The following is a 20438-nucleotide window of genomic DNA, read 5'->3' as shown; positions in this document are numbered from 1 at the left end:
TCGGGGCTTTCGTTTACTTAGAGTGTATTACTTGCTTGGTGCGTCGCGATACATCTCTTCAATTTCGTCTTGGTAACGGTCGTTGATGACTTTACGGCGCAGTTTCTGCGTTGGTGTCAGCTCACCCTTATCCATCGAAAAGCCGGTCGGTAGCAGTTTGAACTTCTTGACCTGCTCAAACTTAGCCAGCTCTTTTTGCAGCTCGGTAATGCGTTTCTCAAACATCTCAACCACTTCATGATGCTTAATCAGCTCCAGACGGTCTTGATACTTGATATTGAGCTCTTTGGCATACTCTTCTAGCGTGTCAAAGCACGGCACGATCAAGGCAGAAACGAACTTACGAGTATCAGCGATAACCGCAATCTGCTCAATGTAATGGTCTTTACCGATAGCGCCTTCAATAGCTTGCGGCGCAATGTACTTACCATTTGAGGTCTTCATTAGCTCCTTGATGCGATCAGTGATAAACAGATTGCCCTGTGCATCAAACTCACCCGCATCACCTGTCTTCAAGAAGCCGTCAGCATCAAAGGTCTTCGCTGTTTCTTCCGGCAGCTTGTAATAGCCGCGCATGACCATAGGACCACGGACGAGGATCTCATTGTTGTCGCCGATCTTAACCTCAGCACCTGGCATTGGCATCCCGATAGAGCCTGGGTTATAGCAGGTATCATCCCAGCAAGAAACCGTCGCTGTGGTTTCTGTCATGCCGTAGCCTAGCTTGACGTTGATACCAATCGCTTGGAAAAAACGACCAATGGTCTCGTCAAGTTTAGCGCCGCCACATGGCATAAAGTTAATGCGGCCACCAAGCAGCTCACGCAGTTTAGCAAGCACAATCTTGTCTGCCAGTGCGTAGCTTTTCTTAAGCAAGAAGGATGGTTCTACATTATCCTGGCGGCATTGCGCCATTTTCGCTCCCATGTTCACCGCCCAGGTAAACAGGATCTTGCGATGAATTGGCGCTTTAGATACGCGTTCATGAATTGCAGAGAAAATCTTCTCGTAGAAGCGTGGCACCGCACTCATTACCGTTGGGCGAATTTCGCCTAACGCGTCACGTACCTGCATTGTGTCTTGCAAGTAGCAGTTCGTGCCACCTTTATACAAGACGTAGAATGTCCACGCGCGCTCAAACACATGAGAGAGCGGAAGGAAACAAAGAGACACATCGCTCTCGCTTAAGCTCAGTCTCTCATCGTGTCCGCGAAGCTGTGCTGAAATGTTTGCATAGTCAAGCATGACACCTTTTGGCTGACCCGTTGTTCCAGAGGTATAGATCAGCGTCAGTAGATCGTCGTAGTTAGCTTGTGACAAACGCTCTGTGAGTTCTGACTGGTTCTCGATACTGGCATCAGCAATAAACTGCTGCCAGCTTACCGAGAAACTGTTGTCTTCTAGAACGATCTCTTCACTCATCGCAACGATGAGTTCTAGCTGCTCACATTCATGAAAAATAGATAGCGCTGCATCGTATTGCTCCTGTTCACCAACAAAGAGAATACGTACATCCGCATTTTGAACGATATAACTGGTTTGAGCTGGCGTATTGGTAGGGTATAGCGGCACAGTCACTGCGCGCACTTGTAATGCAGCCAAATCAGCAATGGTCCATTTCGGCATGTTGTTCGAAATGATACCAATCTTATCTTGAGGTTGGATTCCTTTTCCAATCAGAGCCAGAGACAACGCATCAATGTTGACTCCAAACTCCTTCCAGCTAATCCCTTGCCACACATTGTTGATTTTATGTCGTAAGGCGATCTTGTCGCCACCTTGTGCGATTCGGTCACGAATCTTCTTTACAATATGGAAATCTAAATTAGCCATGTTCTATCTTTACCTTTTAGCTTACACATGTAAGCCTTTTGAGCGCACAAGTGTACATCTGCCGCTGAAAAAGGCAACAGACCCATATCAAAGTTATCAATAATTCCTACCCGATTTACCGTGCGATGATAATAAAGCGCTGAAACCAATAAAAAAGCCCCAAGCACAGCGTGCTTGGGGCTCGATGACTAAAGTTGTAATGGATTATGACAAAGCAACAACTTCGCCGCAGATAACCATTAGCTGATCACGTAGCCAGATGTGACCTTTGTCTTTTTCGCTCGACTCGTGCCAGCTTAGGAAACCGCTGATTTTGTTGTTTTCTGTTGGCAGAGTAAGTACTTGTAGCTGCTCTTTATTAACAGCGTTTTCAACTAACCAACGTGGAGCGATCGTCACTAGCTCCGACTGACCTACCACATACAGCACATTGCTAAGGCTAGTACCTTCGTAAGACGCTTGACACTCAAGGTCGCGATAAGCCTGCTCTGAGAAGCTGCGTACACCGTGAACTTTAGACAGCTTAGCGTGCTTTTCATTGGCTAGCTGCGCTGTGCTTACTGCACCATGGATACGCGGGTGGTTTTTCGCTGCAACCACAACCAACTCATCTTGGAAGATCTCTGTGCTTGAGAAACCTTGCGCATCGTAACGAGCGTAGTCGATAACAAAATCGATCTCTTGGTAGCGCATACGATCAGCGAGCTGACGATCCGCTTCTGCGTCTAAGTGAAGCTGCACGTGCGGCGCTTGCTCAGAGATAGTTTGCATGATTTTTGGAGCAAAACGCATGTCACATGGAGAGCAAATCGCCATCTTAAATAGACGAGTTGATGTCTCTGGTGTGAAGATAGAGCTTGGAAGCTCGTTGCGGATCAATTGTAGCGCTTGACGAACAGGACCAAACAATTGACGTGCTCGTTGTGTAGGTTGAATACCACGGCCCTGACGCATAAATAGCTCGTCATTAAACATCACTTTTAGACGCGCTACTGCGTTACTTACTGCAGGTTGCGACATACCCAAATTGTGCGCCGCGCGAGTGATATTCTGCTCTTGCATCACTGCGTCGAAAACAGTCAATAGGTTTAGATCTACGCCGCGTAATGTGCTTTCCATGCGGTAACTAGCGATTGCGCTCATAGCATCTTTTTTGTCTAACATTTAGTAAGCCTCGTGTAATTTCAATCTCGACTATGGGGAACAGGTAACCAATAAAAGAGAGCAATGAGAACAGCGTCATCGCCTCAGGGGTACCCTACATCATTCTATTAATCCTCTGCATACTTCGAGGACGAAACCAACTATCCACCAATAATTAACTCAACACCAACAAGATTGACAAAGAATCATCAAATTTTATCAGGTTAATTACAATAACCTTTAATAACAATAATTTAAATCATATATAAAAAAAGATAAATTACATTTTTAATAACTTTTGTCCAAGTTAGCATGCCAAATCATAACTAGGCACTATAACAAGGTGTAAAGCTGTCCCTTATAGTCTATTTGATACACGATTAAATTTCAGTCACTACTATTCGCATTGTATATAGTTAGTATTCATCATCGCCATACCCTACACGGACGAAAATCCAATATAGAGAGCTCGATGTATGTAACCGGATGAACTGTATGACAATAACAACAAAGCCCAACCTAGAGTCAGGTTGGGCTTCGTTGTAAATCGGTAAGGATGGTAATGGTCAGATAGAAGCGTAACTTGGGAAATCGACTTTCTCCCACAAACTCTCACGCAAATTCGCACTGCATGACCAATTGCCGCTAACGAGCCAGTTAGCAATACCTTCTGCGACGTCGGGGTAGAACACGCGCTCCGCCTGCTTTTCATCCAACCAGTCTCGGATAACTCCGGCATCTAAGAAGTCCATAGACTGAGCCAACCCTAAACTTTCTAACGTCGCCGCATTACTTTGCTGCTCAAACTGACCATCTAACGGTTTCACCAACAGCTTTTTACCCAAGCTAAGTGCTTCTGAAGGCAGTTCAAAGCCTCCGTTAGCAATCACACCAGAGCAGCGATGCAAATCGCATTGAAAGCTTTCATGGCTAAGCGGCTTCATCAAGATATTCTCAACTTGCGCGTGTTCGATATTGTCAGGGTGATAACAAACAAAGTTATGCCTCGCAAAGCGAAGAAGAAGGTCAATGATGGCATCGGTGTTTTCAAATGGCAGGTAGACCAAAATAAAATCTTCCGAGGTAACATCCTGCTCAAGGGTGTGAACGATGGGAGGCAAAATCGGCTGACCAAAATGATACCAGTGAAGTCCCAGTTGATATTGCGACGGTGCGAAATGCTGTATCACAGAATCATCTAGCCAGTTCGCTCCTTTTTGAGGAACGTCGAAAAGAAACGCGTTCTGATGACTAATACTGACTGTGGGGACTTTTTGCCTTTTCGCCGCCCATGCAGAAACAGGCTCAAAATCGTTCACGACAAGGTCATAACCACTGACATCTAACTCTCGCACCTCGCCAAGAAACGAAGGCAAACTGTTTTCTAGCGCGGTTTTCATGTAATTCACCCGACCGTTTTCTGTGACAAAGCTAAAACCTCTGCGGGTTTGATAGTCACCAAACTGTTCCATCGAGAAGTATTTGTCTTTCGCTCGCCCAGAAAAAAGAAAATCGACGTCTACATCATGAGACTTCAGCGCATGACACATCGCCCTCGCACGTGCAATATGCCCATTGCCCGTCCCCTGAACACCGTAAAGTATTTTCATTAATGCGGTTCCTTTTAAAACTTGTCTAGAACGTAGTTAAGCGCGATCTGAGCCGACGAAAGACCAAGCGCTGCGCCAATGACGACATCGGTAAGAAAGTGAACCCCGAGTAAGATGCGTGACGCTCCGATGAAGGCAGCCCACATCAATGCAGCATCGTGCCAACCTGGATAGAAATGACCAATGATGGTCGCCATTAAAAATGCTGCCGCCGTGTGCCCGGATGGCAAGCTGTAGCGATCCGATGGTGTAATAAAGGCATGTAAAAGGTTGGAGAACTCTTCGGGTCTGCGGCGCTTGAAGCTATTTTTGGCTAACCAATAAATCGGTAGTTCAATCGCGAATGCCAGCAGAGCAGCGGCAAAAAACAGCTTACCGACAGTGTCGTCAAAGAGCCAAACCGAAACGCCGAGTAAGAGGTATAAGTGCCCATCGCCGGTGCGGGATACCCAGCGACTCACTCGAGCTACCTGAGCGTTAAATCGGTGCCCCAAACAAAACAATGAAAATGCCAAATCCATTCTTGCAATCGGTTCAATCGTTCGCACAACCTACTCCTTGTTAGACGCGCAGTTCATGATCAAAAAGTAGTCAGCAACAATGACAATTCGGTGACGGTTTATTGGAGAAATGATGAAAGTTAGCGCTAGAGGAACCCTAGTCACTAACTTTCATTTGATTGAGAGAGGATTTATGGCGTGTTAAAGCTCTTCATGCTTATGAACCAATCCCCAATCCGCGAGGATGGCGTAGGCCGAAGGAATCATGAATAGCACCAAAGCTGTGGAAGCAAAAATACCAAACACAATGGAGATAACCAGAGGCTGAATAACCTGAGCCTGCAGGCTGGTCTCGGTTAACAAAGGCAGCAAACCGGCAGCTGTGGTCATCGATGTTAAGAACACGGCTCTGAAGCGCTCACGACTCGCTTTCACCACTGAGTCATGTACAGAATCGCCTTCATCAACGTGGTGACGTATGTACTGCACCAGCAAGATTGAGTCATTCACAACAATCCCCGCCAAAGACACAAAGCCCATAATACTTGGCATACTCATCGAGTGCCCTAGAAGTAAGTGTCCCCAAACCACGCCGATAAACGCAAGCGGTATTGCCAGCATCACCACAAACGGCTCTAGGTAGCTTCTGAACTGGTAGCTAAGAATGGTGAAGACGCCAAATAGCCCTAACAAAAACCCTTTAGCCATCGACGCGCCCGTCTCTGCGCTGTCTTTGGTTTCACCCTCAAAATCAAAACGCAATCCAGGATACTCTTTCTGGAGCTTAGCGACTTCTTCGGCTTGGAACTGTCTAATGATATCGGTGGAGCTCGCCTTGCTGGTATCAACATCACCAAACACGCTGACCGTTCTCAGGCCATTGACGCGCTGGATGCGAACGTAGTTACGCTGAAAATCGAGTGTCGCGACCGATGCCAGCGGTACTTGCGAGCCGTCTGCTAAGAAAATCGGGAAGTTCGACAACTGCTGAATGTCGCCGATATCTTGCTTGTCGAGCTTCACTTCAATCTTGATGTTCTCAACGCCCACTTGGATCTCATCGGCGGTTTGACCAAAGAATGCTGCACGCAACTGACTTGCGATCATCTGACCATTAACCCCAAAGCTCTCAGCTCCCGGACGCAGTTTAACTAAGATCTCTTCTTTACCGAGGCGCATGTCATCGAGCACGCCGCTCACACCATCAAATTCATTCAGGTATTGTTGGATCTCCACCGACGCCGCTTTCAGCATATCCAGATCGTCATGTGCGATGCGCACTTCAATCGCACGACCACCCGGCCCCATCGTAGGCTGCTTGAATACCATAGAGATTGGGTCAGCAAGCTCTCCCACATCCTCACGCCAAGCGTCGATAAACTCATCGATGAGCGTATTGCGGATCTCTGCACTCAGCAGATCCAGCCTGACCGTCGCTATATGGGGGCCCGACTCGTTGGCATCTTGGTTAGTGTTGAACTGACTGGTGATCTGCTTCACCAAGGTTTCACCACCTTCTACCTCTTCACTCCACTGCTTATTGAGCTTTTCAGCGGATAGAACGATTTTATCGACCACTCGCTCGGTCTGAGACAAAGATGCCCCCGGCGGCAGAATAATACGAGCTTCGGCAATATCACCGTCCAATGCAGGGAATGGATTGAACTTCACCACACCACCAGCAAGTAAGCTGACAGAGATAAGCAGCGCTGCAAACACACTGCCCATGAAGGCGTAGCGATAAGAGACGACTTTATCTACCGCATTTACTAACGTGGTGTTTCTGAAGTGCTCAAAACGCTCCAGCAGTACTCGTTTAAACTTCACAGGCTGCTTGTCACGGTTGTGCTTATGCAGTGAGTGAGACAGGTGATTTGGCAGAATAAGGAATGCTTCAACCAAGCTCAGTGACAAGACAAGTATCAGCACCTGAGGCACAGCTCTGAGCACCGCGCCCATCTCACCCTGCAAGAACAGCAAGCTACCGAAGATACATACTGTAGTTAAGAAAGATGAAATAACACCAGGTAGCACCTTCTTAACGCCATTGATCACCGCATCATCAATTTTCTGCCCACGGTCTAGGTGCGCCTGTATCGACTCTGCGATCACGATGGCATCATCCATCATGATACCAATCGCCATTAGTAGCCCCACCAAAGACATGATGTTGATGGAGAGCCCAAGGTTCGCCATCAAGAATAGGCCACCCAAGAACGCCACTGGCAAGCCCGCGGCCACCCAGAATGAGTAACGGAAACTAAAGAACAGCCACATGGTCGCAAACACCAGCAAGATACCTTGCCAACCATTTTTCACCATCATGGTCAGACGATCCCACAGTATGGACGACATATCATTGGTCATCTCAAGCGTGACCCCTTCAGGGGCGATCAGGCGCTGCGCTTCAACAAACTCCGTCACCTTCTCTTTCACACGCAGCGCGTCGTCTTCTTTGTTCTTGCTGATTTTAAGTACGGCAGAGGGCTTGCCGTTAAACAGGACTTTTTGCTCATCCAGTTCGAATCGGTCGGTAATGGTCGCGACATCTTTGAGACGAATCAACGCACCGCTCGGGCTAGAGCCCACCACAATCGACTCTAACTCTTGAGGGGTAATACGCCTCTCATCAAAGCGAATCAGAAAGTTCTTATCTTCCGTTTCGACATTACCGCTTGGCAGCTTAATGTTTTGATTACCAATCTGGGTCGCGATATCACCGATACTTAACCCAAGCTGACGCATGATTTGAGTATTCAGCTCAACGCGGTACTGGTGATCAGAAAAGCCACTGACATCAACGAGTGAAACACCGTAGTCAAGCTTGAGCGTGCGTTTTAGCTGCTCCGCATAGGCTTTTAATTCTGGCCAACTGGTCTCAGCGGTGATCGCCACATCGACAACAGGTTCGTTCCAATCCAGCTCTTGTACGACAGGTGACTCAATCTCATCAGGAAAGTCATTAATCGCGTTGATTTGGGTTTGAACATCCACCAGCATTCGGCCAATGTCGGCTTTTTCATCAAGCTTGAGAGTCAGTCTTGCGGAGCCTTCAATCGCTTCACATTTGGTCTCGACGATGTTCGAAAGGCCGTCAACGGCATCTTCCATACGCACACACAAGCTCTCTTCCACTTCTTGTGGAGAGGCGCCAGGGTAAGTGATCGCAGCCATAATGTAGGGAGGGTCGAACTCAGGAAAGGTCTCTCGCTTGATGGTCGACAGCGAGCTGATACCCAGTATCAGCAGCGCGAGCATCAATAGGTTTGCGGCTGTTGGGTGTTTGGAGAAAAATCGGATCATTGGGTGACCTCTCCAACACTGTGTTCATCACTTTGACTATCGCGCAGTAGCATCCCCTCAATGGCAGGCAAGATATCGTTGAGGATCACTTTCTCACCCGCTTCGAGGTCGCCAGAAATGATCACTTGGTTGTCACGGCGATATTCGACATTCACATCGCGCATTTCCAATCGATTTTCGGCATTCATCAAGTAGATCTTGTCGCCATGCAAAGCACGCTCTGGGACAGACCAAGATTGCTGTTTTTGTCCTTCAATTGTTGCCTTCACAAACATGCCATTCACCAGCACAGGTGTACCGGCTAAGCCGTTGCTGCTTGGTAGTTGAGACACCTCTAGGATCACCCCAGCGGTGGCTTGGTTGGCATCAACCGTTTCACTAACGCGCGCAACTTTTGCAGGCCAAGTCGCGGTTAGGTTGCCGCTACTGAGCTCAACCGTCGCTTGCAGTTTATCGAGCTCGCCGCGCTCTGCTTGGTTTTCATCCCATGAGAGTGTGTCCGATAGCAGCTGTAGGTCATGAATGGACAATTGCGCTTCCACTTCCATGACATCGTTAAGGTGCGCAGTGACCATGGTTTGCTGTAAGTTGACCACCTGATTGATCTCAGCATCGACCTCTGAGATGCGCATCGTCATCGGCAGCGTTATACGAGTTTTCTCCAGTGAACGCTGCGCTTCATCCGCTTTTGCTTGGTTCACCTTAACCAATGCTTCAGACACGCCACGCTCATCTGGCATCAGCGCCAATTGGTTCTCAATCTCTTGTACTAGCTTCTTCTGTGACAACATGTTTTGCTGCTGAGTATCAACATCAGACTGTGAGGTGAGCCCCCGCTTATTCAGATCCACGCGGCGCTGATACTCGTTTTCTGCCAGTTTCAAACGATTCATCTCAATCGAAAGGGTTTGCTTTAGATTGGTCTCTTCTTGATCAAGACGCGCCAATTGGGTTTGGCTCGATTTCAGGTCGGCAATGGCTTGAGATAGCTTGAGCTCATAATCTAAAGGATCAATACGGAGAATTTCTGTACCCGCCGCTATCACTGTGCCTTTTTCAAGATTCGGATGCTTATAGATAACCGCGCCCGTCACTTCAGCAATGGCTTGCCACTGTACCTTCGGCTCAGCACGGCCAAAACCAATCGCTACTGGCGCTGACATCTGTGGTTGAAGCGGCAAGATATCAACCACTCGCGAGCGGTCGCCTGCAGGTTTGGTTGGCACGTCAGGACGTAGGTTAACAGCGGCGATTAACGCCACGATGCCTACTGCGAGTGCAGGAAAGAACAAGAGTTTTTTGTTTATAGACTTCATAGGGTTACATTCTGAATTAATTAGGTTTGGTCACGCAGTAAACCACGTGAGAGCAGACGAATGTTGTGTTCTAACAGTTCATCAAGAAAAGATTCGGTTAGCTCAATACCGTGCAGTTGCAGCATGGCGGGCGGTGCCACAAACGGAAACACCATTAGAGCAATAAAAGAGACTTTACAGAGCTTTGGATTGACATCGCTGTGCAGATATCCCGCTTTTTTGAGCTTACCAAACATCAAATCATGGTCTGGTCTTCCCATATCGGTGAACACCTTTTCAAACAATCGTCGCTGCGTCGCTGAAGGCGGCATGTGCATGACTTGAGCGACCAATCTCGGAAACTGAGGGACTTTATTCATTTCATGGTAGTAAATACGCATGAACTCAAACAGATTACGATGATCGCTCTCGTTGAATATGTCATCCATCTTCTTTTTCATCGGCATCATGGTTTCGCGAACCATAGTCTCAAAAAGACCTTCTTTGTTACCAAAGTAGTAGCGAATCATGGCAATATTGACGCCCGCCTTTTGAGCAATCAGACGTGTTGAGACTTTGTCATAAGGCATGACGACAAACAGTTCTCTCGCATGGGTAAGGAGCTTGTGCCTCGCATCCGTACGCTCTTTGGGACGACCGACTTTACGCGTGGTCTCAGTAGCGTTCGTCATACCAATCCTTGCTTTTATTAATCATTGATTAATTGTAGAGTAAAGCTTGCTCAATCGGCGAACAGTTAAATTCATCAAATATTAATCATGTGATTAATTAAGCTCTCCCCTTACCTCGGATAGAAAGCGAACTGCTCCGATATCAATAAAAATTCAGATTAATCCTTGACGCATGAAGCTGAGTGCGGTACTAATCTTGTAACTTATTTTTGTGGAACGCATAACAGTGTCATTACGTTTTTCTCTACTCCTGAACCTCCTCCTTATCGTGAAAACATCGCGCGGGTAGGTTGTGGACGAAAAACACCACATAAAGAATTCCAAAAGACCCGCTTACACAAGCGGGTTTTTTTATATCGATTGAACTGGACGTAAACGATTAACCTGGAAAAAGAGGAAGCAAATATGAACGATCAGGTGATTATATTCGACACCACATTGCGTGACGGCGAACAAGCACTTTCAGCAAGCCTAACAGTGAAAGAGAAGCTGCAAATTGCTTATGCGCTCGAGCGTCTAGGTGTTGATGTTATCGAAGCTGGTTTCCCTATCTCCTCTCCGGGTGATTTTGAATCGGTGCAGACCATAGCGAAACACATTAAAGATAGTCGCGTATGTGCCTTGTCTCGCGCGGTAGCCAAAGACATTGATGCGGCAGCTGAAGCGTTGAAAGTGGCAGATGCGTTCCGTATCCATACCTTCATTTCAACCTCGACCGTCCACGTTCAAGACAAATTGCGCCGCAGCTACGACGATGTGGTTGAGATGGGCGTTAAAGCGGTTAAGCATGCGCGTAACTACACCGACGACGTTGAATTCTCATGTGAAGATGCAGGTCGTACTCCTATTGATAACTTGTGTCGTATGGTAGAAGCGGCTATCGATGCTGGCGCTCGTACTATCAACATCCCAGACACAGTAGGCTACACCGTCCCGAATGAGTTCGGTGGCATCATCCAGACACTTTTCAATCGCGTTCCAAACATCGACAAAGCCATCATCTCTGTGCACTGTCACGATGACTTGGGTATGTCAGTGGCAAACTCTATCGCAGCCGTACAAGCTGGTGCTCGACAAATCGAAGGGACTATTAATGGTATCGGTGAGCGTGCAGGTAACTGCTCGCTAGAAGAAATTGCGATGATCATCAAGACGCGTCAAGAGTTTTTAGGCGTTCACACCGGTCTTCAGCATCAAGAGATCCACCGCACCAGTAAGCTAGTCTCTCAGCTATGTAATATGCCGATTCAAGACAACAAGGCGATCGTTGGTGCCAACGCGTTCAGCCACTCCTCAGGCATCCACCAAGATGGCATGCTGAAGAACAAGAACACTTACGAGATCATGACCCCGGAGTCTATTGGTCTGAAGAACAAAGCATTGAACCTAACCAGCCGTTCTGGCCGCGCGGCCGTTAAGAGCCACATGGATTCAATGGGTTACAGTGAGCATGAGTACAACCTAGATACCTTGTACCAAGATTTCTTGAAGCTTGCGGATCGTAAAGGTCAGGTATTCGACTACGACCTAGAAGCATTGATGCACTTTGCTAACTTGCGCGAAGAAGACGACTTCTTTAAGTTGAACTACTTAAGCGTTCAGTCAGGCAGCATCATGGCGACGACTAGTATCAAGATCCAATGCGGTGACGAAGAGAAATGCGAAGCGGCTGTGGGCAATGGTCCAGTTGACGCACTTTACCAATGTATCTATCGCGTAACCGGTTATGACATTGTACTAGACAAGTTTGATTTGACGGCGAAAGGCGAAGGTGAAGATGGTTTAGGTCAAGCGGATATCATCGCGAACTACAAAGGTCGCAAATATCACGGTACGGGTGTCTCAACCGACATCGTTGAGGCTTCAGGTCAGGCACTACTTCATGTTATCAATAGTATCCATCGCGCTGATCAAATCGAAGTGATGAAGCAGAAGAAAGTCGAAACGGTATAAGACAGATTACTTGGCTCCACTTCTCGGCGGAGCCAAGCCAAAAATTCGTTTGCTCGCACAACCGCGAGCAAACCTAAAAATATAAGCAAATACAACATTTAAGGAAATTAGCCCCATGGCAGGTACTTACAAGATTGCGGTTCTACCAGGTGACGGTATTGGTCCAGAAGTAATGGCTCAGGCTCATAAAGTGCTTGATGCAATTTCAGAGAAGCACAACATTACCCTAGAGCGTGAAGAGTTTGATGTAGGTGGTATTGCCATTGATAACCACGGCTGCCCGCTCCCAGAAAGCACAGTTAAAGGCTGTGAAGAGTCCAATGCAATTCTATTTGGTTCGGTTGGCGGCCCTAAATGGGAACACCTTCCACCAAACGATCAACCTGAACGTGGCGCGCTACTTCCACTTCGTAAACACTTCCAACTGTTCTGTAACCTACGCCCTGCACAGATTCACGCAGGTCTAGAGGACTTCTCTCCACTGCGTGCTGATATCTCTGCAAAAGGTTTCGACATCGTGGTCGTTCGCGAGCTCACTGGCGGCATCTACTTTGGTCAGCCAAAAGGTCGTGAAGGCGAAGGCCCAACAGAGAAAGCATTTGATACTGAGGTTTACCACCGCTACGAGATCGAGCGTATCGCTAAGATCGCGTTTGAATCTGCACGCCTTCGTAACAAGAACGTTTACTCAATCGACAAGGCGAACGTTCTACAGAGCTCTATTCTATGGCGTGAAGTGGTTGAAGAAGTAGCGAAGGACTATCCAGATGTCACGCTTAACCACATGTACATTGATAACGCGACGATGCAGCTTATCAAAGACCCTGCACAGTTCGACATCATGCTTTGCTCAAACATCTTCGGCGATATCATCTCTGATGAATGTGCGATGATCACAGGTTCTATGGGCATGCTGCCATCAGCAAGCCTAAACGAAAGCCAGTTCGGCCTTTACGAGCCAGCTGGCGGCAGTGCACCCGATATCGCAGGCAAGAACATCGCTAACCCGGTTGCTCAAATCCTTTCGGCGGCACTAATGCTACGTTACAGCTTAGGTGAAGAAGCGGCAGCGCAAGATATTGAAGCAGCAGTGAGCAAAGCCCTAGCAGCAGGTGAGCTTACTGCCGACCTAGCCGGTGACAAGCCAGCACTGAGCACCTCTGAGATGGGTGACAAGATCGCAGCGTACGTACTGAATTCATAACTAAAACACTGCCCTAGCCGATGGCCGTTCAATTCGGCTAGGGGAAGCAAGGAATTAAGCAATGTCTAAAACTCTATACGAAAAAGTCTACGACGCTCATGTTGCCGTCGAAGCTGAGGGCGAAAACCCAATCCTTTATATCGACCGTCACTTGGTTCACGAAGTGACTTCACCACAGGCTTTCGATGGCCTGCGTGAAAAAGGCCGCAAAGTGCGCCAAGTAGGCAAAACATTTGCCACTATGGATCACAACGTGTCAACCACGACCAAAGACATCAACGCCTCTGGTGAGATGGCACGTATCCAGATGGAAACACTATCGAAAAACTGTGAAGAGTTTGGTGTGACACTTTATGACATCAACCACAAATACCAAGGTATCGTGCACGTTATGGGGCCAGAGCTGGGCATTACGCTGCCAGCAATGACGATCGTATGTGGTGACTCTCATACCGCGACTCACGGTGCATTTGGCTCACTAGCCTTCGGTATCGGTACTTCAGAGGTTGAGCATGTTCTAGCGACGCAAACTCTAAAACAGTCGCGCGCGAAAACCATGAAAATCGAAGTGCAAGGCAAAGTGGCACCGGGCGTGACAGCGAAAGACATCGTTCTCGCGATCATCGGCGAAACAACAGCTGCGGGCGGCACTGGATACGTCGTTGAGTTCTGTGGTGAAGCCATCACTGACCTTTCCATGGAAGGTCGCATGACGGTATGTAACATGGCTATCGAGTTGGGCGCGAAAGCAGGCCTTATCGCACCCGATGAGACCACTTTTGAGTACCTAAAAGGCCGTAAATTCGCACCTCAAGGTGCTGAATGGGATGCTGCGGTTGAGTACTGGAAAACGTTCAAGACCGATGCTGACGCGACCTTCGATGCAGTAGTCACACTAAACGGTGCTGACATCAAACCTCAAGTCACTTGGGGTACTAACCCAGGTCAAGTTATCGCGGTTGATCAGCCAATTCCAGCGCCAGAAAGCTTCGCCGACCCAGTTGAAAAAGCATCAGCCGAAAAAGCGCTGGCTTACATGGGTCTAGAAGCGGGCAAATCACTAAAAGATTACAAGGTAGACAAGGTATTTGTTGGCTCTTGTACTAACTCTCGTATCGAAGACATGCGTGCGGCGGCGGAGATTGCCAAAGGCCGTCAGGTTGCTTCTCACGTTCAAGCGCTGATCGTACCTGGTTCTGAGCAGGTTAAAGCTCAGGCAGAAGCGGAAGGTTTGGACGCTATCTTCAAGGATGCTGGCTTTGAATGGCGCCTACCGGGCTGCTCAATGTGTCTCGCTATGAACAATGACCGTTTAGGTCCACAAGAGCGCTGTGCATCGACCAGTAACCGTAACTTCGAAGGTCGCCAAGGTCGTGATGGTCGTACGCACCTAGTAAGCCCTGCGATGGCCGCTGCAGCCGCTATTGCTGGACATTTCGTTGATATCAGAGAGTTAGACTAAGAAGGAACATACCATGTCAGGATTTAAACAACACACCGGCTTAGTCGTCCCTCTTGATGCAGCCAACGTCGATACCGATGCGATTATCCCTAAGCAGTTTCTGCAAAAGGTCACTCGTACGGGTTTTGGTCAGCACCTATTTCACGACTGGCGCTTCCTAGACGATGCGGGCAAACAAGATAACCCAGAATTTGTCATGAACGCGCCTCGTTACCAAGGTGCCAGCATTCTGCTTGCTCGCGAAAACTTCGGTTGTGGTTCATCTCGTGAGCACGCCCCTTGGGCACTGGCGGATTACGGCATCCAAGTCATGATTGCACCAAGTTTCGCAGACATCTTCTACGGTAACTCTATCAATAACCAGATGGTGCCAGTTCGTCTGACAGAACAAGAAGTTGATGAGCTATTTAGCTATGTTGAAGCCAATGAGGGTGCTGAGATCACCGTTGATCTAGAAGCGATGAAAGTGACTGCAAATGGTCAATCTTATAGCTTTGAGATCGATGAATTCCGTCGTCATTGCCTACTGAACGGCCTGGACAACATCGGTCTAACGCTTCAGCACGAAGAGAAGATCGCGGCTTACGAAGCGAAGATCCCAAGCTTCTTAAAATAATCTGTTCACGATTTATTTGAACTATCCAATCCCAGCCCTACTTTCTTAAGTAAGGCTGGGATTTTTTTATATCGTTTGTCACTACACTGAAAGAACTCGGCTCTGAGTCGGGTCTGTTGGATTAATCACTTAACGGAATGGATATTCGCTATGCTACGTGTTCTCTCTTTGGTTTTTCTCATCTTTGCCACCAGTGCTTTTGCGGCACCAAAATCTGAGCTTTGGTCGTATTGGGATAAAAGTAATGACAGCAACACGCAAAGTGTTTCGCACCAAGCGTGGCAGAGCTTTCTAGACCGATACTTGGTCACTGAAGGCGAGAATACCCTAGTGCGCTATGTCCGCGTATCTCCCAACGATAAGCAAGCGCTTAAAACCTACATTAATGATCTAGCTCGAATCGATCCAAGACAACTTAGCCGCGCTGAGCAGTACGCCTACTGGGTGAACCTCTATAACGCCATCACGGTTGATTTGATCCTAGATGAGTACCCTGTGAAATCCATCACTAAGCTTGGCGGCTTATTTAGCTTTGGCCCATGGGGTGATGAGGTAATTACTATTACAGGGCAAACTCTTACCTTGAACGATATCGAGCACCGCATCCTGCGCCCGATTTGGAACGATCCTAGAACGCATTATGCGGTCAACTGTGCCAGCCTAGGTTGCCCGAATCTGCAAACCCAGGCATTCACGGCCGATAACACCAAAGCACTGCTAGAAGGTGCTGCTAGTGCATTTGTGAACTCATCGAAAGGCGCGAGCATTTCAGGAAATACCATCACTTTGTCGTCGATTTATGAATGGTTTGAGGCAGACTTTGTGCAAGATGGTGGAGCATTGAAGCATATGGCGAAGTATCGCCCTGATCTTGCCGGTTTCGATGGCAAGATCAAATACGATTACGATTGGGACTTGAACAAGAAGTAAGGGTTAAAAGCTTGAGCCGGGCTGTTTTAAGAACTCAATCTCTTCTGCGGTAGACTTTCTATCTAAAATCTCATTTCGGTGAGGGTATCGTCCAAAGCGTTCAATAATCGCTTTGTGGCGATACTCAAATTCCAGGTTGTTTTCGATTCCATTACTTTTAAACAGGCGCACCGCTTCCTCATGTATTTTCAACGATTCGCTGTGCATGTAGGGCATATAAAGAAAGGTGCGCTGTTCAGCTGAAAGTATTTCGTCAGCGCCGCTCAAGACAGCCTCTTGTGCCAATGCCAAAGCCATAGGATCCGAAGCAAAAGACTCGGGCGTGCCTCTATGCAGGTTTCGAGAAAACTGATCGAGCACAATCACTTCTGCAAGCCTGCCTTCAGCCGATGAGCGCCAATGATAGAGCTCCCCTTGGCGCGCTTGTTCATGAAGCGCACCAAACCTTTGAGTAATCACCTCATCCAGTGCTTTGTCCCCAGAAAACCAATCCTTTGGCGATAACTCTTGAAACCAAAAATCGAGTACATCCTTGTCCGCTAGTATTACTTGAATCCTTTCACTTTTTTAATGAGATCATAAGCGTTTTGGATCTCTTGAGATTTCTCTTTCGCCATGTTCATCATCTCTGGCGGCAGACCTTTCGCCATGAGTTTATCTGGGTGGTGCTCGTTCATTAACTTACGATAAGCGCGTTTAACAGCTTTGGCATCCGCATCTTCAGAAATCCCGAGAACATCATAGGCATCAGAGAGCTGTGACGCACTGCTTGCTTGTTGCCAACTGCCACCACTTTGCTGTCCACCTTGATAGTGACCCCCACCAAAGTTGCCACCGCCCTGTTGGAATCGAAACGCGGCTTCTTGCATACGCAGGCGCTGCTCGAGTTGTTGCGCCGAAAAACCAAGGCCTTGTGCTATGCGGTGCAGTACTTCGCGCTCTGTTGGGTGAACACTGCCATCTGCGAACGCAGCTGAGATTTGAAGCTCAAGGAAGAACTGCAAAAGGTCATGGCGACCGCCAGATGAAATACGTACTTTATCTAGGACTCGCTCAAGCGGAAAATCTGCAGACTTACCCTCACGGAAGGCCTCTTGTGCGGCACGTTTTTGCTCGCTGTTAAGGTTCATGCGATCCATCATGATGGTCGCAAGCTGGATCTCTTCGCGTGTTACCTGACCTTTCGCCTTCGCCACATGGCCCATAACAGCATACGCCGCATTGAGAAACTCTTCTTGGCGCTGCGCCTGATCTGCGCCACCAAAACCGCCACGTGCAAAACCGGACTGATTTAAACGTCGAGCTTTGTCAAACTGATGCCCTAAAAACAACCCAAACAGCGCCCCTAACGGTCCGCCAAACAACATGCCGAAAAATACGCCTAAAATTTTACCTATCATGTGATGTATGTGCTCTTTATTTATGAATTTTTGCGCTGATTCGCAGTCTACTAGTGTCGTTGAGGTCAATTTCCTTTATGATAGAGACCGTCTTATAAACGATTCAATATCAATCGAATTCAACTGAATGAATCAAGTTAAACAGGATAGTACAACTCGATGTCACGTTTTTCCCGCACCTATCTAGCGGCCTCTATTGGTGCTGCGCTGCTAGCGTCTTACGCACATGCCGAAGAAACATCGAAAAACAGTGGGCAACCTATGCCACCAGCAGAGCAATGCTCCGTTGATACTGCACAAAGTTCAGATTCCAATCAAGAGCCAATCAACATTGAAGCGGACTCTTTAGAGGCGATCAATGGACAAAGAGCCACGTACAAAGGCGATGTTGTTGTTATTCAGGGCAACAAAACCATTACAGCTGACAGTGTTACTTTGCACCAAGACGACAATGTCGTCGTCGCAGAAGGTAACGTCACCTTGGATGACGGTCAGTTTAATGCTGTGTCTGACAAAATCACCAACGATCTAAACAAAGACGAGATCACCGCCGAAAATACCCAGTATAAGATGCTTTGCGGTGGCGGACGTGGTGATGCGGTGTATATTTCTAAGACTGGCAAATCCATGTACCAGATTAGTGATGGTTCGATTACCACTTGTCCTGAAGATGATAACTCTTGGCGCTTCCTAGCCGATGACATCAAAGTTGATCAAGAAAAAGAAACCGCGACACTTTACGGAAGCCGTGTAGAAGTCAAAGACGTGCCGATTTTTTATATGCCGTATATGACCATGCCGACCAGCAACAAACGAAAAACTGGTGTGTTGTTCCCTTCTCTATCTCTTGGTTCAAAAAACGGTTTAGAACTACAAATTCCTGTTTATTGGAATCTCGCCCCAAACTATGACTTGCTGACCACGTTTCACTATATGCAATCACGTGGCTTGCAGCTAAAAGGCGATTTCCGCTATTTAACTGGTACCAGCAATGGTAATTTCAATGCCGAATATCTAGCTGACGACCAGAAATACCCGGAAAAAGGACAACGCTGGGCATTTCAATACAAAAATAGCAGTAACTTCAACCAGCACTGGAAGCTAGATTTAGATTACTCCCAAGTCAGTGATAATGACTACTTCCAAGATCTTGACTCAAGCATTGGTAGTCGTTCGGAAGGTCAACTTTCTCAAAAGGGAACGGTTGCCTATCGTGAAGAGTTTTGGGATGCATCCCTTACTGTGCAAGACTTCCAGATCTTAGTTGACGATACCAACCCATATCAGTTGATGCCTCAGTTTGAGTTCAACTACTATCGACCAGAGATATATAAGCACCTCAACTTTGACTTTATCAGTCATGTCTCGCGCTTTGAGACCGAAGACCAAGATAAACCATCGGCAACGCGCCTTCATTTAGAGCCTGGTGTGGTCTTGCCACTCTCAAATACTTGGGGTACCTGGACGACAGAAGCGCGTTATATGCTAACGCAGTACGAGCAAAATATTGATGGATTAAACCTCACTGAGCTCGGCCCACTCGAGGAGCGCGTCACTAGGACGCTGCCTGAATTTAGAACTCATGCGGGTATGGTATTTGAACGTGATACTGCGCTTTTCAGCGGTTACACTCAAACTCTCGAGCCACAGGTTCAGTATCTATACGTTCCAGAAGTCGATCAAAGCAACATCTATAATTATGATACAACCCTACTTCAGACCGATTACTACGGTTTGTTCCGAAGTCGTCGTTTTAGTGGTGTAGATAAAATCGCTGCTGCCAACCAAATAAGCTACGGTGCGACGTCTCGTTTCTATGATGGTGGACAAAAAGAACGCCTAGCAATCTCATTCGGTCAAATTTACTACCTAGATCCGGCGAGTAAGAATCCAAACAACGTATCTGACGCAGATTCGTCAAATTACTCTTCATGGGCCATTGAGACCGACTTTAACTACGACGATCGCGTCTTTTATCACGGCGGAATCCAGTACGATATCGACTCCTCGTCAGTGTCATTATCAAACAGTGCCATTGAATATCGAGTCGACGATGACTTCATTCAAGCCAACTATCGCTACGTCACAAAGGAATACATTGAGAGCATCAATGCCTACAGCAATGATGAACTTTCTAAGCTGACAAGAAATGGTATCAACCAAGTTGGTCTAATGGGTGGGTATCAAATCAACCGAAACTGGATCGCCACAGGTCAATACTATTACGATATGACCGAAAGAGTATCGATCGAATGGCTGGCAAAACTGGAGTACCACTCCGATTGTTGGTATTTTGGGCTCGACTACAGCCGCCAACTGCGAAGCTGGGAATCAGGGATCGTCGGCATCGGTGGTGCCAACTTTGAGGACAATGTTCGATTTAGCTTTGGTATTACGGGGCTAGGTGGCAGCTCGAAAGCACCTGAGCCGCCAAATGGCAATGCGCTGAAATACGGTCGACCGTTTATACTTAACGAATAGAACGTACGTGGCTCAC

Annotated in this window: 15 protein-coding genes; 6 read left to right on the top strand and 9 right to left on the bottom strand. The window is 47.6% G+C overall.

From position 1 onward, the window contains the following. Positions 1-27 precede the first annotated feature (27 nt). The 7 genes from AC6I8U_RS02760 to AC6I8U_RS02730 all read right to left on the bottom strand — a co-directional run bounded on the left by AC6I8U_RS02760 (position 28) and on the right by AC6I8U_RS02730 (position 10376). A complete protein-coding gene (locus tag AC6I8U_RS02760) occupies positions 28-1833 on the bottom strand; it encodes an AMP-dependent synthetase/ligase (protein WP_498017691.1) in 1806 nt (601 codons plus the stop codon). A 204-nt stretch (positions 1834-2037) separates the two neighbouring features. Then, the gene (gene leuO, locus AC6I8U_RS02755; protein ID WP_042473481.1) at positions 2038-2997 is read right to left on the bottom strand and encodes a transcriptional regulator LeuO; all 960 of its coding nucleotides are present in this window, start codon (positions 2995-2997) and stop codon (positions 2038-2040) included. A 545-nt stretch (positions 2998-3542) separates the two neighbouring features. Further along, positions 3543-4586, bottom strand: coding sequence for an MJ1255/VC2487 family glycosyltransferase (locus AC6I8U_RS02750; protein WP_446567771.1), 1044 nt, complete (start codon positions 4584-4586; stop codon positions 3543-3545). 14 nt (positions 4587-4600) lie between these two features. After that, the gene (locus AC6I8U_RS02745; protein WP_042473476.1) at positions 4601-5134 is read right to left on the bottom strand and encodes a phosphatase PAP2 family protein; all 534 of its coding nucleotides are present in this window, start codon (positions 5132-5134) and stop codon (positions 4601-4603) included. Positions 5135-5287: 153 nt separating this feature from the next. Beyond that, positions 5288-8389, bottom strand: a complete 3102-nt coding sequence (locus tag AC6I8U_RS02740; protein ID WP_394150832.1) for an efflux RND transporter permease subunit — start codon at positions 8387-8389, stop codon at positions 5288-5290. Further along, positions 8386-9705: an efflux RND transporter periplasmic adaptor subunit gene (locus AC6I8U_RS02735; RefSeq protein WP_498017690.1), complete on the bottom strand. Its 1320-nt coding sequence runs from the start codon at positions 9703-9705 to the stop codon at positions 8386-8388. Before AC6I8U_RS02735 ends, AC6I8U_RS02740 begins: the two co-directional genes overlap by 4 nt. A gap of 20 nt (positions 9706-9725) precedes the next feature. Next, entirely contained in the window at positions 9726-10376 is a 651-nt protein-coding gene (locus tag AC6I8U_RS02730; protein ID WP_042473471.1) for a TetR/AcrR family transcriptional regulator, read from the bottom strand. Between the two features lie 405 nt (positions 10377-10781). Here AC6I8U_RS02730 and leuA point away from each other — a divergent pair, with 405 nt between their 5' ends. From leuA to AC6I8U_RS02705, 5 genes are all read left to right on the top strand, one after another. After that, on the top strand, positions 10782-12329 hold the full coding sequence (gene leuA / locus AC6I8U_RS02725; RefSeq protein WP_252012440.1) for a 2-isopropylmalate synthase: 1548 nt from the start codon (positions 10782-10784) through the stop codon (positions 12327-12329). A 115-nt stretch (positions 12330-12444) separates the two neighbouring features. After that, entirely contained in the window at positions 12445-13533 is a 1089-nt protein-coding gene (gene leuB, locus AC6I8U_RS02720; RefSeq protein WP_112459557.1) for a 3-isopropylmalate dehydrogenase, read from the top strand. A gap of 61 nt (positions 13534-13594) precedes the next feature. Beyond that, positions 13595-14995, top strand: a complete 1401-nt coding sequence (gene leuC, locus AC6I8U_RS02715) for a 3-isopropylmalate dehydratase large subunit (protein WP_234495205.1) — start codon at positions 13595-13597, stop codon at positions 14993-14995. A 13-nt stretch (positions 14996-15008) separates the two neighbouring features. Continuing rightward, on the top strand, positions 15009-15611 hold the full coding sequence (gene leuD / locus AC6I8U_RS02710; RefSeq protein WP_042473468.1) for a 3-isopropylmalate dehydratase small subunit: 603 nt from the start codon (positions 15009-15011) through the stop codon (positions 15609-15611). A gap of 150 nt (positions 15612-15761) precedes the next feature. Continuing rightward, the gene (locus tag AC6I8U_RS02705) at positions 15762-16541 is read left to right on the top strand and encodes a DUF547 domain-containing protein (protein ID WP_498017689.1); all 780 of its coding nucleotides are present in this window, start codon (positions 15762-15764) and stop codon (positions 16539-16541) included. Between the two features lie 3 nt (positions 16542-16544). Here AC6I8U_RS02705 and AC6I8U_RS02700 read toward each other — a convergent pair whose 3' ends face one another. Then, complete coding sequence (locus AC6I8U_RS02700) at positions 16545-17087, bottom strand: DUF924 family protein (protein WP_498018305.1); 543 nt, start codon at positions 17085-17087, stop codon at positions 16545-16547. Then, entirely contained in the window at positions 17087-17941 is an 855-nt protein-coding gene (gene djlA / locus AC6I8U_RS02695; RefSeq protein ID WP_128648797.1) for a co-chaperone DjlA, read from the bottom strand. The genes AC6I8U_RS02700 and djlA overlap by 1 nt, the downstream gene beginning before the upstream one ends. A gap of 159 nt (positions 17942-18100) precedes the next feature. Between djlA and lptD the strand changes: the two genes are divergently transcribed. Further along, entirely contained in the window at positions 18101-20422 is a 2322-nt protein-coding gene (gene lptD, locus AC6I8U_RS02690) for an LPS assembly protein LptD (protein ID WP_498017688.1), read from the top strand. Positions 20423-20438: the final 16 nt, after the last annotated feature.

The sequence above is a fragment of the Vibrio sp. KUL80 genome (assembly GCF_059725495.1).
This window is presented reverse-complemented; position numbering and strand designations above follow the sequence as displayed.

Excerpts from the sequence above, each read along its gene's own strand:
- AC6I8U_RS02760 (WP_498017691.1), bottom strand. The coding sequence starts at position 1,833 with ATGGCTAATTTAGATTTCCATATTGTAAAGAAGATTCGTGACCGAATC.
- leuO (WP_042473481.1), bottom strand. The coding sequence starts at position 2,997 with ATGTTAGACAAAAAAGATGCTATGAGCGCAATCGCTAGTTACCGCATG.
- AC6I8U_RS02750 (WP_446567771.1), bottom strand. The coding sequence starts at position 4,586 with ATGAAAATACTTTACGGTGTTCAGGGGACGGGCAATGGGCATATTGCA.
- AC6I8U_RS02740 (WP_394150832.1), bottom strand. The coding sequence starts at position 8,389 with ATGATCCGATTTTTCTCCAAACACCCAACAGCCGCAAACCTATTGATG.
- AC6I8U_RS02735 (WP_498017690.1), bottom strand. The coding sequence starts at position 9,705 with ATGAAGTCTATAAACAAAAAACTCTTGTTCTTTCCTGCACTCGCAGTA.
- AC6I8U_RS02730 (WP_042473471.1), bottom strand. The coding sequence starts at position 10,376 with ATGACGAACGCTACTGAGACCACGCGTAAAGTCGGTCGTCCCAAAGAG.
- leuA (WP_252012440.1), top strand. The coding sequence starts at position 10,782 with ATGAACGATCAGGTGATTATATTCGACACCACATTGCGTGACGGCGAA.
- leuB (WP_112459557.1), top strand. The coding sequence starts at position 12,445 with ATGGCAGGTACTTACAAGATTGCGGTTCTACCAGGTGACGGTATTGGT.
- leuC (WP_234495205.1), top strand. The coding sequence starts at position 13,595 with ATGTCTAAAACTCTATACGAAAAAGTCTACGACGCTCATGTTGCCGTC.
- leuD (WP_042473468.1), top strand. The coding sequence starts at position 15,009 with ATGTCAGGATTTAAACAACACACCGGCTTAGTCGTCCCTCTTGATGCA.
- AC6I8U_RS02705 (WP_498017689.1), top strand. The coding sequence starts at position 15,762 with ATGCTACGTGTTCTCTCTTTGGTTTTTCTCATCTTTGCCACCAGTGCT.
- djlA (WP_128648797.1), bottom strand. The coding sequence starts at position 17,941 with ATGATAGGTAAAATTTTAGGCGTATTTTTCGGCATGTTGTTTGGCGGA.
- lptD (WP_498017688.1), top strand. The coding sequence starts at position 18,101 with ATGTCACGTTTTTCCCGCACCTATCTAGCGGCCTCTATTGGTGCTGCG.